This is a genomic window from Bacteroidota bacterium (genome assembly GCA_016720935.1).
Taxonomy (GTDB): Bacteria; Bacteroidota; Bacteroidia; order AKYH767-A; family 2013-40CM-41-45; genus JADKJP01.
Map to the genome: position 1 here is coordinate 653,999 of JADKJP010000006.1, position 13,540 is coordinate 667,538.

Here is a 13,540-nt window from a genome sequence, read left to right on the forward strand (position 1 = left end):
AACATATTCTAAAAATGAACAAGAAGAAATCCATTATAAAACTCCACTATTTGATCCTGATAATTGCAATTCTCCTGGCGGCTTGTAGCAGTCCTGAACAGAATGCTGTCACTACTAATGAGCATACAACAGAAAGGGAAGGTCTAATTCATCTGAGTCCTGAACAACAAAAGGCCATTGGTTTGACTACCGGAGAGATTATTCAACGAAATCTTAAAACTTCACTCAAGGTCAATGGCAAACTTATGTTACCGCCACAGAACCAGGCACAGGTAAGTTTGTTGGTAGGAGGAATTGTGAAAGATATCCTTGTTCAGGAAGGCGCATTGGTGAACAAAGGTCAGGTGTTGGCAACAATTGAGAATATTGATTTCATTCAAATCCAACAGGATTATCTCCAAAGTAAATCAACTCTCGTTTATCTCAAGGCTGAATTTGAAAGGCAAAAAGAATTGCAGAAGGAAAATATCAATGCCGGCAAAACCTTTCAAAAGGCAGAATCTGATTATATTCATGAACTGTCCAATCACAATGCGTTGAAACAGAAACTTTCTTTTTACAATACGGACGCAAATATTTTAAATCCTGATAATATCCGGTCAACTTTCAATGTACTGGCTCCAATTGCAGGAAATATCCACACCATTACAATCAATATTGGAAAATTCGCAGAGCCAAACAAAGAACTTTTCGACATTGTAGACAATCGTTATTTGCATATAGACCTGACCGTTTTTGAAAAGGATATATCTAAGATACACGAAGGACAAAAGCTGACATTTACAGATGCCAATGATCCAGGGCATCTTCACAATGCTACTATTTTCAGTGTTAACAAAGCATTTGAAGACGATCAGCAAGCAGTCATTGCACATGCAAAAATTGATCATGTGAGTGAAACACTTTTACCTGGAATGTTTATTGAGGCTCGAATCAATATTGACAGCAATACAACTGCAACACTTCCTTCGATTGCTATAGTAAATAATGGGGATGAACATTATATTTTCGTTGAAACAAAATCTGGTGAGTACAAACAAGTTGCAATCCGGATGGGTGCCAGTGATCAGGACTGGACAGAAGTCATTCCATTGCAAACATTGGATGAAAAGAGTAGAGTCGTGATGACCGGGGCTTATTATTTATTGAGTGAATTGACAAAAGGGGAGGGAGAGCATCATGATTAACTAAAAAAAACATTTCTGAGCAATTTTCGATCAGGATGACCAACATCACATTTCGATGGTTGGCTTGTACAATTCAAGCAGGAAAAAAGTGAGAAGGGTGATTTTAACATATGCTTTCAGTGATTTCAAGTTTTGTTACATGTTATCGTGATTCCGATCATAGGTAATCTTTTGTTTCGGTGGTAAATTCAGTGGTTTATTTATAGTTAACGATATAATTCTACAAAATCATGAAACAAAAATTTACTCTGCAATTAGTATTAATGATTGGAATGCTTGTCAGTTTCCAGAAGTCAAATGCACAATGCAATACAGCCGGAAGCGGAACGAACGGAAACGTTCATTGTTTGTATACTGATTCAATGAACAACTGTATGTATCTCGGCGGCGGATTTCAAACCTCCGGTATGGATTCAATGAACCATTGCGGATATTGGAATGATTCAACCTATCATCCTATGAATATGATGGGACACAATGGTTGCAATGATTCTGTATGGTGCTTTGTCATGTTTAATGGAGATTTGTATGTTGGAGGAAATTTTACTATGGCCGGCGGAGTACCGTGTAATCACATAGCACGTTGGGATGGAAATTCGTGGTACGCGGTTGGGAATGGCTTTAACGAAGCTGTTCATGCTTTAGCGGTATATAACAACGAACTATATGCCGGCGGAGAATTTACCTCATCAGGAGTTACACCAATTAATTACATTGCCAATTGGAATGGTTCGCAATGGAACCAGGTGGACGGTGGCGTAAATGATGATGTTGAAGCTATGTGTGTTTGGGATAGTGTCCTGTGTATCGGTGGCGATTTTACCATGGCAGGAAGCATTACCATGAACCGTATTTGTACATGGGATGGAGTTAATTTTGCAGCAATCGGCTCTGGATTTACTACTGGTATGATGGGTTCCTGTATGGTACATTCGCTTTGTGTATACAATGGAAATTTGTATGCAGGTGGGATGTTTGAACATGCGAGTAGTCAGGATATGCACAATATCGGAATGTGGAATGGTTCCAACTGGGTTTCTATTGGACATGTGGAAGGTTCAATGCATGGCGAAAATGGAGTGAATGCGATGTGTGTGTACAATGGTCAAATGTATGTTGGTGGTAATTTCGGTTCATGCGGTTCACAGGTTGCAAATAATCTGGGATGTTGGAATGGATCAACATGGTCCACCATTGGAACAGGAATGAATGGCGAAGTAAATGCCCTTTCTGTATTCCATAACGAATTGTACATGGCAGGCGATTTTACCAGTGCTGCCGGAACAGCTGCTAACAATATCGCAAGATATTCTGCAAATACTGGAATTCAATCATTCAATTATGATGAGACAAATCTTTCTACTTATCCGAATCCGTCTACTGATTTCATTCAGGTAAAATGGGTGAATAAGACGCTTTCTGCAGGAACACTGGATATTTTGGATATCAAGGGTAAAGTTGTCCTTAAGCTGGAAGTTGGTATGATGACAACTGGCAGCCATTCAAAAACTATTTCTGTAAAGGATTTAAGTGAAGGAATCTATTTTCTGAGATTGATTTCAGGTGCTTCAGTTTCACAAGTGCAATTTGAAAAAGTCAGATAGGCGTTTTATTGAAAAGTATAAAAACAAGAAGGAATGATCGGTATTTTGATCATTCCTTCTTGTTTTTATTTATGTGTGCATTTCGTTTATTTTCAGTATCCGGAATTTTAGTCATCCTCATGTTCATTCTTTCCTGACTGATTTTCATTGCCTTTATTCTTCTTTGTTTCTTTTTCTCTCCGATTCAAATCGCCAGTATTGACATTACTCCCCGCTTCATTGTTCATCCGTATATCATGCTCATTCGCGCTTTTGTGACAGTTGGTACATTTGCTGAAGTTTGAGATACCTTCTTCAACGTGCTCCTGCCTGATTTTATCGACGGAATGTTCATGACAACCATAACAAGTGTAAGCACTGAAATTTCCGGAGCTGTGACAGGTGTTGCACTCAACATTGTGATCTTTGTCGAGCTGGAAATATTCTGAATGATTGAATGTTGAAGGCTTCCATTTTTCTGTTCCGTGACATTTTGAACAGTTGTCCTTGAAGTTCCTATGATAAGCGTCATCCGGAGTCTTATGGCAGGAGGAACAATTGTTTTTTGCATCACTTGCAATCATGTCGTGATTGAAGATCACATCTTTTTTCCAGTCATTAGTGTTGTGACAGTTTTTGCAGGCGTTTGACAATTGCTTGTGGAGATTGTCAATTGGTTGTGTATGACAACTTGTGCAGTTGTTGATTATTTCGGCGCTTAGAAGTTCATGATTGAACAGTAATGTAGCTGATTTTGGATTGATCCCTTTGTGATCAGTATGGCATGCTGTACATTCCTGGTTTTTGAGTTGCTCGTGGAACAGTATTTTCTCCTGAACTGCCTGGATCCCCGGATGCAGCGTAACTTTTCCGATGTCGCTCAGCTTGTGACAGGCAATACATTTTTCTGAATCCGTTCCGCGAAATGGTGTATGACATGAAGCGCATTTGTTATTTAAATCCTGATGACCTTGTATCAGTTCACCAGGGTTCAGCATGAAGTGTGGATACTGTACCATCAGCCATACACACAAAAGAAGAGATCCGGTTACGATTAGCTTTTTCATTTGCTGTACATCAGAATGGTGACAATATGAAAAATGGACAGCACAAGCAGGATCAATGTGATCGGTAAATGGACCACTCTCCATTTTTTCATCAGGTCCACGGTGATGGAATCGAAGAAGAGCTTTTTATCCGCTTCGATTGGTTTCATTCCTGAAGTAATGAGAGCCTGTCTTCTTTCTTTCAGCGATTCATTCGCTTTCTTAAGCAGAAATTTTCCAATCAGTCCACTTGCCACAGCAATGAGTAACATCAGGATGGCGAGCCAGGGAAGGATGGCATTGAAATGAATTCCTGCATGAACCAGCAACATCACTGAACCTATCCATGCAAGGTATTCGTGTAATTCAAGGAGCTTTTTCGGAGAGCCGGATTCAATTATTTTCCGCTTTCGCAAAGAATAAATGAAAGAAAGTAAAATTACCAGTGTCCCGCCTAAACCAAAGTAGCGTCCAACAAAAACAAGGTTGAATCGGTGCAATAAATAATCAATAGCAATGGTCAGAAAAATCATCAAAGCGTACCATTGAAAAAAAGGTACAACGTATTTGAAAAAAATGGGTTGTTTCATCAGGGATGTATTTTCTTTCCGTGTAAAATTAAGTAATCCGGATTGAATGGGGGATGAGGAATGTCAGGGCGACTGTTTGGATTTTAGATTTTGGATTTTAGATTTTAGATTTGGGTGATTGGTGCTTAGTTTTGGTGTCTGGTATAGTGAATATTGGGGTTTGAGGGTTTTTAGGTGATGAAATGGCTTGTTTTAACAATTCTGATCCAGGTAACGAGTTTTTAACTCATATCTCATAACTCATAACTCATAACTCAGGACAAACGTCCCCCGTCCCTTCTTAAATTTGAATAAGCAGGTATTTTAAGCTAAATTTGCATAGATTCTAAACCCTTCAGGGGTCTGATTTCGTATTGATTGTAAAGGAATGATTCGAAGCCTGATTTTTTTCTGTAGTTTATTGATTCTGTCGGTTTCCGTTCGCGGGCAATTGGCCAGGATCGATGATTTGAATCTGTCGGCTTTTTCAAAAAGGAGCAGGGTAGAGGCACGTGAACTGCAACTCGTTCCTGAGAAATACAAAACGCATCCTGATTACGGTTTTATTCCTTTTTCCGGTCCGCCTTCAAAGAATTGTGTGGAGATGATCGATAAACGTGATGCTTCATCACGCTACTTTGTTGAGATCGGTAGTAATGGAAAACATTTTTACCAGCAAAGCGCTTATGGTGCGATCAATTACAAAGATGAAAACGGATGGTGGAGAGAAATCAATTATCGTTTGAGACCGGATGAAATTGTTGCCGGTAAGTTTCATGCGAAACACCAGCCAACCCCTTTATCCATTGACCTAAACAATCATTACACTGAATTTCTCATCGACGGAACGCTGATACAGTTCAATCGTGATTTGGATCTCGTTCATGTGGATGAAAACGGACATCAAAGCAGTCTGGGTACACCTGATTGGTCGCATTACACAGCCGGTGATGATGGTGTGCGGATCAATAATTTTTACCCCGGAATGGATGTTGTTTTCATGGTGAGACAAGGAATGCTGGAAACCTCAGTGATCCTTACGTCGAGACCAAATTTCAGTTCAGGTTATGTTGTACTGAAACAAAAGTTCGAAATGCCGGCTGATTGGAAAATGGAGATGGAACAATATTCCTCTTCCGTTATCGGTGATCCTGCTGAAGTGAGGATCCTCGATGAAAACAGAATTGAAAAGCTCAGCGTGGAGCGTTGTTATGCATTCGATAATCATGCTAATCCCACACGTTATGATCTTACCTCCAAGATTCAGAATGCAAATGAGTTGTTGGTGTTTACTCCGGTGAGTTGGCTGAACAATGCAGCTACTGCTTATCCTGTTGTCATTGATCCGGCTGTGATTACACAGAATACTTTCGCGTTGGGCGCGATTACCGGAACTCAGTTCAGCGCAGTATGCTGGACCAACAGTTGTGATTACAACCTGGCAGTGCCAACTCCTGCGAACACAACAGTGACAAATATTTACACCTCTTTTGAATATTTCGCGACAGGCGCATGTTTTGGGCAGGATGGAGGATTCAGTATTGATTACGGTGCCTGCCATTTTCCGAATGCCGCTCCGGGCGTAATCACATGTCCGATTCCACTGACGAATGTAAACTGCGGTGTAGTAAACAATACAACGCTTCCTGATTTTCAGGCTTGTTTGCCCACACCTTCCTGTGTGGCTCAGAATTTAAATTTCACCCTGCATTTCTATCGTTGCAATAACGATCCAAGTGCGGTGTGTGGAAGCGCATGTGTTCGTGCTTCGCAGCCCTGGATCATGTTTATCGAAGGCCGTACGCTTGAACTTAATAACATCACACCGCCTCAACAGATTTGCGGCGGGGATTCTATTTTGGTTTCCGGAGATCCATTGTATGGTGTAGGTCCTTATCAATTCACCTGGAATCCTGCCGCGGCTAACAACGATTCAATTTATGTACGACCACCATCTACAACTACCTATACGCTTACCGTTACAGATGCCTGTGGAACCACTGCCAGTGGCAGTTCGACTGTTACAGTAACTCCGAATGTGAATCCGGGATTTTCTTTTAGTCAGAATCCTGTTTGTATCAATCAGCCTGTTACCTTGTTTGGTGCAGGAGGTGGAGCAGTAGCAAGCTATGACTGGACATTGCCGGGATCGAGTGCGCCGGGTGGAGCGATTCAGAATAATAAACAACCCATTCTCACTTATGCAATTCAGGGTTCTTACCCGGTGACGCTGAATTTCAGCAATGCCGGTTGTGTTTTTGATTCTACTCTAACGCTGACAGTCGATGGCTTGAATGCCGCGACGGTTGCTTTGTCAACAGTTCCGGCAAGCGCGATTTGTCCGGGTGATACGATGCATTTTTATGCGGCACCGACAAACGGAGGATCCGCGCCGACATATACCTGGTATGTCGACGGAACACAGGTGCAAAGCGGCAGCGCGGATTCATTGGCTTATCACAACTTAAATAACGGAAGCCTGGTGCAGGTAGTGATGAATTCAAATTCTTCCTGTGCATCACCGACCATTGATACCGCTTCTGTATTTGTGAATGTGACCAATGCTGTTTCTCCTTCGGTGAGTATTTCTCCGGATACGACAGTTTGTCCCGGATCTTCGGTTACTTTTTCAACCACTCAATTTAATGGCGGTTCAACACCAACGTATCAATGGAGTGTGAACGGAGCGAATATCGGTGGAGCGAATGCCTCTACGTTTACGACAACCATCACCGCTACGGATACAGTAATTGGTGTGGTGATGACTTCTTCCCTCGGTTGTGTCGCGACTCCTACAGGTGCTGACACCGTGCATGTCGCCTTGACGACTCCTGCAACTCCGCTGGTAACTATTTCGGCCAATCCATCCGGTGCGATTTGCCAGGGTGATTCTGTTCGTTATACAGCTACTTCAACATACGGTGGAAGTAATCCTTCCTTCCAATGGTTTGTGAATGGAATCCCTGCGGGAGCAGCTTCATCGGATTCTACATTTTCCTTCCTGCATCCTGCAAATGGAGATTCTGTAAGTGTCGCGCTTACATCCACGGCTCCTTGTATAAGCACAAGCAATGCTTCATCTTATTCGATCATCAGTGTGAGTCCTGCCGCCTCACCATCGGTAGTTGTTTCAGCTGCACCTTCCGCTTCGGTGTGTCAGGGTGATTTGATTTCATTCACTGCCAGTTCCACCGGGACAGGAAGTGCTCCGGTTTTCTCCTGGTACATCAATGGTGTAGTGCAATCGGATACAGACAGTTTGTTTTCATCGTCTACATTGAGTGATCATGATTCGGTCAGCGTGATTGTTCAATCGTCTCTCAGTTGCGCGATTGTTACATCGGATACTGCGAATGTGGTAGTGAATGTAAACGCGACTGTTGCGCCAACAATTTCCGTAGTTCCGGCGACAGCCGGTTTGTGTGTCGGTGATATCATACAGTTGGTTGCGTCATTCTCGAATGGAGGATCTGCGCCGGTGATCAGCTGGACACAGAACGGAACGGCAGTGGGAACCAACAATGATACTATTTCTCTCGCTTTACAAAACGGGGATATCATCGTGGCCACGCTTACTTCCAACAGTGCATGCGCGACTGTTGCCGTTGTACAATCGAACAATTACATTGCTGCCTTATCCGCCTATGTTACACCGGCCGTAAGTATTTCCGCATCACCCGGAACAACCATCTGTCAGGGACAAACGGTGAACATCACCGCGCAGCCTTTGGATGGTGGTACCAATCCGGTTTACGACTGGCAGGTAAATGGAAGTTCTGTCGGTAGCGGAAGTTCTTATCAATCCAATACCTTTCAGCAGGGTGACCTGGTGAGTGTGGTGATGACATCATCATCGCCTTGTGTAACACAGACTACAGCGAATTCCAATGTCGTACAGATCTCAACCTTCCCCGCGCTTTCGGTGCAGGTGAATGGTGCGAATAATATTTGTCCGGGTACACCGGTTACACTCACTGCACTTCCTTCGGGAGGTGACGGTGGTCCTTACAGTTATATTTGGGAGGAGAGTATTCAGGATACTAATTCCATTTTTATTTTCCCGCAGAGTACTGCTTATCACAGTGTGACCATTACGGATCAGTGTGGTTCAACTCCAAGAACAGATTCACTGTTGGTCCAGGTCTTGCCCGGTCCGAATGCTGATTTTGTTTTTTCTCCTGAAGATCCAACCACCTTCAACAATACCGTTCAGTTTCTGAACCAGAGTACATTCGCGACTTCTCATACCTGGTATTTCAGCGATGGAGACACAACGAATGTGTTGAATCCAGTACACACTTTCCAGACACCGGGAACATACGATGTAATGCTCGTAACCAAGAGCCCTACGGGTTGTTATGATACTTTGCGTTACAGAATCATTGTGCAAGAAGATATTTCCGTTTTTTATCCGAACTCATTTACTCCGAACGGAGATCTCGTGAATGAAACCTGGTCACCGATAGGAGCGAGTCTGGGTGATTATGAATTCAGCATCTGGGACCGCTGGGGTGAGAAAATTTTTGACGGAAATAAAAATAAGCCCTGGGACGGAAGTGTTAACGGTTCCACTCATCCTGCACATGATGGGGTTTATGTATACAGAGTCGATCTGAAAGACCCGAAATTTGAAAAACAAGTCGTTACAGGGCGTGTGACGATTGTGCGATAAGATTTTAACATTTCATCAGTTTAATTGAATACCTGCGTTTTATTGCATGAGATTTTCATGAAATCATAAAAATCATCTAAATCCAGGTCTCCACTTGTTTTTTTTGGTGCTTTTACCTTAATTTTGCTTACCCTCTTCCCAATCATGGCTAAGAATTTTGTCAGTAACAAAGACGAAACAGTGCGGATGTTTGAACATCCCGTACTCGAATCATTGACGCGGATTCATTTTACGGTACCGCTGTTCATTTTCGTTCCGGTGATCCTGTATTTTGGTTACCAAAGTATTTTTAGTTACCAGCTAGCATTCATATCCATTGCCGCTTATATTTTGCTGGGTCTCACTGTGTGGACATTGACGGAATATGTCTTGCACCGTTTTGTTTTTCACTGGATGCCTCCTGGTAAAATAGGAGAGAGGATGCATTTTATTTTTCATGGTGTTCATCACGATTATCCCAGCGATAGTAAGCGTTTGGTGATGGTACCTACGGTGAGCATACCTTTGTCAGCATTATTTTATTTTCTATTTCGATTGATGTTAGGAGCAGCTCATGCAGCCCCATTTTTTATCGGTTTCATTGCCGGCTATTTGTTTTACGACATGACGCATTATGCCATTCATCATTTTAATTTTAAAAGTAAATTCTGGCTGAATCTCAAGCATCATCACATGTTGCATCATTACAAAGACATGAATAATGGTTATGGTGTGAGTTCCAAGATCTGGGATTATATTTTCCGGACTACTTTCCCTGAAAAGCATTCCTGATCTCTGCACTCTTTACGTTAAATATTTGGCGAAAAACTTGTCTCATCCTTTAACGGGAGGCGCAAAGGACGCAGAGATTTTTTTGGTTTTTTTAATTGGGTCTGATTATTTTCGACTCAACCGTGCTATGCTCGTACATGGTTTACAATTTTACAAGAAAAGATATTACCAAATAAACTAAAAGATCTCTTCGAGATGACAGCCGCTCATTCTGATGAGTGTCGTCCTTTCCCGCCGAACAAAATTGTTTCATTTTACTGAATTTATTTGGCGGGAAAGGACGACACAATCGTACACCATTCGATCGTCATCTCGCAGAGAACTTTTAGGTCAATTGAAAAAAAACGGTTACTTGTCTTTATGACCATGTCCTCAATTTTTCTTAGCTAGAAATCTTGATTTTGTTTTAGAAAAAGTACCGATAATATTGCTATCGTTCATTTGTCATTGGCTAGATAAGGGGCCAAGTCCGCCATCGCACAGGCTTTCGTTAAAGACTTGTCCCAGCAGGAGTATATTGAACAACACTTGGTAAGCTAACCCTGGGCGCAGCGAGGGACGAGCGAAGCACAGGCGGGGCGTGAGTGAGGAGGGTGAACTCGTCGTTCCAAAAAATCTATGTATCCTCCCATTGAAGGACGGGAGGCGCAAAGGACGTAAAGGTTATTCTTTGATAAATCGTAGATTGAATGAACGACTTGAAGTGGTAAGGGAAAGCAAATAGATTCCGGGTTGTGCGTGGAAGTCTGTGATTTTGTTTTTGCCGGCGGTGAGATTTTGATGCGAAGTGTAAATTATTTTTCCGCAAAGATCGAAAATCTGGATCAGTACTTTTTCATTGATGGTTTCGCTTACTGCAAGATTCAATTCGTTGTTTACCGGATTTGGGAAGACTGAAATTTCAGAACCTGATAAAATATTTTGAGAAAATCCGGTCGTTACATCCTGACGACAAACGGTGAAACCTGTTCCGCTCAAGAAGCGATCGCGTGCGGGAATGTTTCCACTGCTGATGGCATTTGGATAACCGATAGATGGCCATGTTCCGCTGTTGATCCAGAAGGATGGTTGTGAAGTTAAATAGTAAGAAGAATCATTGAGAGAAGATGTTCCTGACGGAGTAGTAGTTCCTTTTACGTTGTTGCCGTATTCAAAATGTCCGCTGCCTGTGAGCGCGTAATTGCCGAGGAAGGCTCCTGTATTTGTAATTTCATTACCTACGAAATTTTGTGAATCGGATTCAACGGTTCCGGAAGACATCAGTATTCCATATAAATCTACACGGTTGCGGAAAAATGTATTACGCGGTCCGGTTGGTCCCCAGGTCTGATCGATCTGGAGATTCTGAACGATATTGCTTTCAAATAGATTCGCGAAGGTGTAATGTCCGTGCATGGAAATGTCGGCTCCGTAATTCGCGGGAAATTCAGAACGGTTGGGTTCGAGACTATAATTGTATGCGATCACATTTCCATTCGCGCCACACTGCATTGAAAAACTATGACGAAGATGACGCATGATGTTGTTCTCAACTTTGCATTGTCCGGTATGTCTGAACAATGTGATTCCGTAACCGTGTGTTGAAGTGCCGTCATATTCGAAACAATGATGAATGTAACATCCGGTGATTTCGATATTGGAACAACCATCCAGCATAATGTGGCTTCCAATACTTTTTGAACTTTCTACTCCGCGTACCCAGCAATTTACGGCGTTCATGAAAAAAATATTGTAACAGGTGCCGGTATGAACACTATCCGCTCGTGAGATTTTCAGACATTCAATGCCAACTTCACGCTTGGGATCGAGGTTGTTCATACGAACATGCAAGGTGGAATCGTAACTGATACGAAGTGGTTTGTCAAAAAACAAAGTGTCTCCTGAAATGTTGGTGATGTGCAAGATTTGCCCAACGGAATTGTCGGCCCATGAAATCGGCTGTGTATCCCAGCTGCCGTTGTCCTCTAAAAAGTTGGCATAATCACCGGGTGCAAATTGTGTCGGGTCGCTGACGACGATAGAAGTACTTCCCTGAGTATAGCCGGATATAACAGGTGGATAAAGTCCGGAAGGATTACCGATCACATCGATGCAGTTTGTGGGAGAACCGTTCAGATTAAACAGAAGATGTGTTGAGTCCGCTGATGCTCCGCGCAGGATAATACTATCCGGAAGTCCGATCGTAGAGCCAATTAAATATGTTCCCGCCGGAAAATAAATTACAGCCCGTGATCCGCTTGCCGCACTGATGGCCTGATAAATCGCTGGGAAATCATTCGTGACTCCGTCACCTACGGCACCAAATGTTGTCACGTCAATTATTACCTGTGAATCCGGAATCGAATCTGGATAACCGGCACCGGTCCAGTCTGTGAATCGTTCAGCGGGAATGACCTGAGCAAATGATGCCTGAGAAAAAAGGAAGAATAAGAAAAACTTCAGGATGGGGGAGTAGAGATTCTTTTTCATGCGAGAAAAGATAATATCTTTTCCTCAATCCACGGCGGGGAGCATGAAAAAAATCAACTCAGGTGTTGGGTTTGTAAGAATAGGTAATGACTTCTCCCGGTTTTTTATTTTCTGTGTACTGGTATTTTACTGTTTGCTCCGGTTCCGGAAGTTTGGTCACCTCCGTCAGCCTGAAATGAATATTGATATTCTTGTGAAAGATGACACGCAGGCCTTTGTAAATTTTCTTTTCGTACTTCAGGAGTTTGACAAGGCGAATGGCTTCTTCATCGCAGCCATAACCGATGCCATGTTTTAATCTCGCGTCCGTAACCTGGCCATAAGCATCCAAATCGAATTCAACGGAAACTGTTCCTTCGATTTTGTTTTTGACAGCTTCTTCAGGATAGCGAAGATTCTCTTTGATGAACTGATCAATCGCTTTGTTCCCGCCGGGATAATTGGGCTGGCGGACAAAACTCTCAGGTTTGCGGTATTTATCTTTTTTCAAAGTCGTGTGTTGGGAAAGCTAAGATAGTCAGGGAAGGGCATTCAAGCATTTTATTTTGGCGAGAATCTTTCAAAACGTGGCAAAAAAAAACCTGTCCGGATGGGACAGGTTTCATATTTCTTCAAGAAAAATTATTTCACCTTACCGGAATAGCTCCAGTCACGTGTATCTATTTTAATGATTTCACCGGTGTTCACGAACAAAGGAACCTGAACAATAGCCCCGGTTTCAACGGTAGCAGGTTTAAGGGTGTTGGTGGCGGTATCGCCTTTGAGACCGGGCTCGGTGTAAGTTACTTCGAGTTCAACGAATGTAGGAGGTTCCGCGATGAGTGGCTGATCGTTTTCGAAAGCGATTTTTACGGTCATGCCTTCTTTCAGAAGTTTCGCGTTATCACCGAACATATCGGCAGGGATATGCATTTGTTCATAGGTTTCATTATCCATTACCACGATGTGTTCGCCTTCAGGATATATGAACTGCATTTCTTTGTATTCTACACGAGCGATTTCAACTTCTTCACCTGCACGGAAACGGTTTTCTACCACTTTTCCGGTCTTGAGATTCTTCATTTTAGCCTGGTAAAATGCCCGGAGATTGCCGGGTGTACGGTGCTGGAATTCGGTCACCTGACAAAGTTCTCCATTGTAACGCAGGATGCTCCCGACTTTCACATCTCCAGTATTAGCCATTTTATTGAAAATTAAAGGGTTTTGATTAATAAGGTTTGCAAAAATAGGATTTTTAGGCTCT

General features: G+C 42.5%; 9 protein-coding genes. 4 read left to right on the top strand and 5 right to left on the bottom strand.

The window, feature by feature from the left end; all coding sequences use genetic code 11:
• Positions 1 to 14 precede the first annotated feature (14 nt).
• Positions 15 to 1,187, top strand: a complete 1,173-nt coding sequence (locus IPP86_11110) for an efflux RND transporter periplasmic adaptor subunit (GenBank protein MBL0139060.1) — start codon at positions 15 to 17, stop codon at positions 1,185 to 1,187.
• A gap of 230 nt (positions 1,188 to 1,417) precedes the next feature.
• Positions 1,418 to 2,791: a T9SS type A sorting domain-containing protein gene (locus tag IPP86_11115; GenBank protein MBL0139061.1), complete on the top strand. Its 1,374-nt coding sequence runs from the start codon at positions 1,418 to 1,420 to the stop codon at positions 2,789 to 2,791.
• Between the two features lie 107 nt (positions 2,792 to 2,898).
• Here IPP86_11115 and IPP86_11120 read toward each other — a convergent pair whose 3' ends face one another.
• Together IPP86_11120 and IPP86_11125 are read right to left on the bottom strand one after the other, a co-directional pair.
• Entirely contained in the window at positions 2,899 to 3,837 is a 939-nt protein-coding gene (locus tag IPP86_11120) for a class III cytochrome C family protein (GenBank protein MBL0139062.1), read from the bottom strand.
• Positions 3,834 to 4,406: a hypothetical protein gene (locus IPP86_11125; GenBank protein MBL0139063.1), complete on the bottom strand. Its 573-nt coding sequence runs from the start codon at positions 4,404 to 4,406 to the stop codon at positions 3,834 to 3,836. Before IPP86_11125 ends, IPP86_11120 begins: the two co-directional genes overlap by 4 nt.
• Positions 4,407 to 4,773: 367 nt before the next feature.
• On the opposite strand from IPP86_11125, the gene IPP86_11130 reads away from it, so the two are divergent.
• Both IPP86_11130 and IPP86_11135 read left to right on the top strand, forming a co-directional pair.
• Positions 4,774 to 9,057, top strand: coding sequence for a gliding motility-associated C-terminal domain-containing protein (locus IPP86_11130; GenBank protein ID MBL0139064.1), 4,284 nt, complete (start codon positions 4,774 to 4,776; stop codon positions 9,055 to 9,057).
• A gap of 144 nt (positions 9,058 to 9,201) precedes the next feature.
• On the top strand, positions 9,202 to 9,828 hold the full coding sequence (locus tag IPP86_11135; GenBank protein ID MBL0139065.1) for a sterol desaturase family protein: 627 nt from the start codon (positions 9,202 to 9,204) through the stop codon (positions 9,826 to 9,828).
• A gap of 663 nt (positions 9,829 to 10,491) precedes the next feature.
• Here IPP86_11135 and IPP86_11140 read toward each other — a convergent pair.
• The 3 genes from IPP86_11140 to efp all read right to left on the bottom strand — a co-directional run bounded on the left by IPP86_11140 (position 10,492) and on the right by efp (position 13,479).
• Positions 10,492 to 12,297, bottom strand: a complete 1,806-nt coding sequence (locus tag IPP86_11140) for a T9SS type A sorting domain-containing protein (protein MBL0139066.1) — start codon at positions 12,295 to 12,297, stop codon at positions 10,492 to 10,494.
• 58 nt (positions 12,298 to 12,355) lie between these two features.
• Positions 12,356 to 12,787 carry an energy transducer TonB gene (locus IPP86_11145; GenBank protein ID MBL0139067.1) on the bottom strand — a complete coding sequence of 144 codons (432 nt, stop codon included), beginning with the start codon at positions 12,785 to 12,787 and terminating at the stop codon, positions 12,356 to 12,358.
• Between the two features lie 131 nt (positions 12,788 to 12,918).
• Complete coding sequence (gene efp, locus IPP86_11150; GenBank protein ID MBL0139068.1) at positions 12,919 to 13,479, bottom strand: elongation factor P; 561 nt, start codon at positions 13,477 to 13,479, stop codon at positions 12,919 to 12,921.
• Positions 13,480 to 13,540 lie beyond the last annotated feature (61 nt).

Excerpts from the sequence above, each read along its gene's own strand:
- IPP86_11110 (MBL0139060.1), top strand. The coding sequence starts at position 15 with ATGAACAAGAAGAAATCCATTATAAAACTCCACTATTTGATCCTGATA.
- IPP86_11115 (MBL0139061.1), top strand. The coding sequence starts at position 1,418 with ATGAAACAAAAATTTACTCTGCAATTAGTATTAATGATTGGAATGCTT.
- IPP86_11120 (MBL0139062.1), bottom strand. The coding sequence starts at position 3,837 with ATGAAAAAGCTAATCGTAACCGGATCTCTTCTTTTGTGTGTATGGCTG.
- IPP86_11125 (MBL0139063.1), bottom strand. The coding sequence starts at position 4,406 with ATGAAACAACCCATTTTTTTCAAATACGTTGTACCTTTTTTTCAATGG.
- IPP86_11130 (MBL0139064.1), top strand. The coding sequence starts at position 4,774 with ATGATTCGAAGCCTGATTTTTTTCTGTAGTTTATTGATTCTGTCGGTT.
- IPP86_11135 (MBL0139065.1), top strand. The coding sequence starts at position 9,202 with ATGGCTAAGAATTTTGTCAGTAACAAAGACGAAACAGTGCGGATGTTT.
- IPP86_11140 (MBL0139066.1), bottom strand. The coding sequence starts at position 12,297 with ATGAAAAAGAATCTCTACTCCCCCATCCTGAAGTTTTTCTTATTCTTC.
- efp (MBL0139068.1), bottom strand. The coding sequence starts at position 13,479 with ATGGCTAATACTGGAGATGTGAAAGTCGGGAGCATCCTGCGTTACAAT.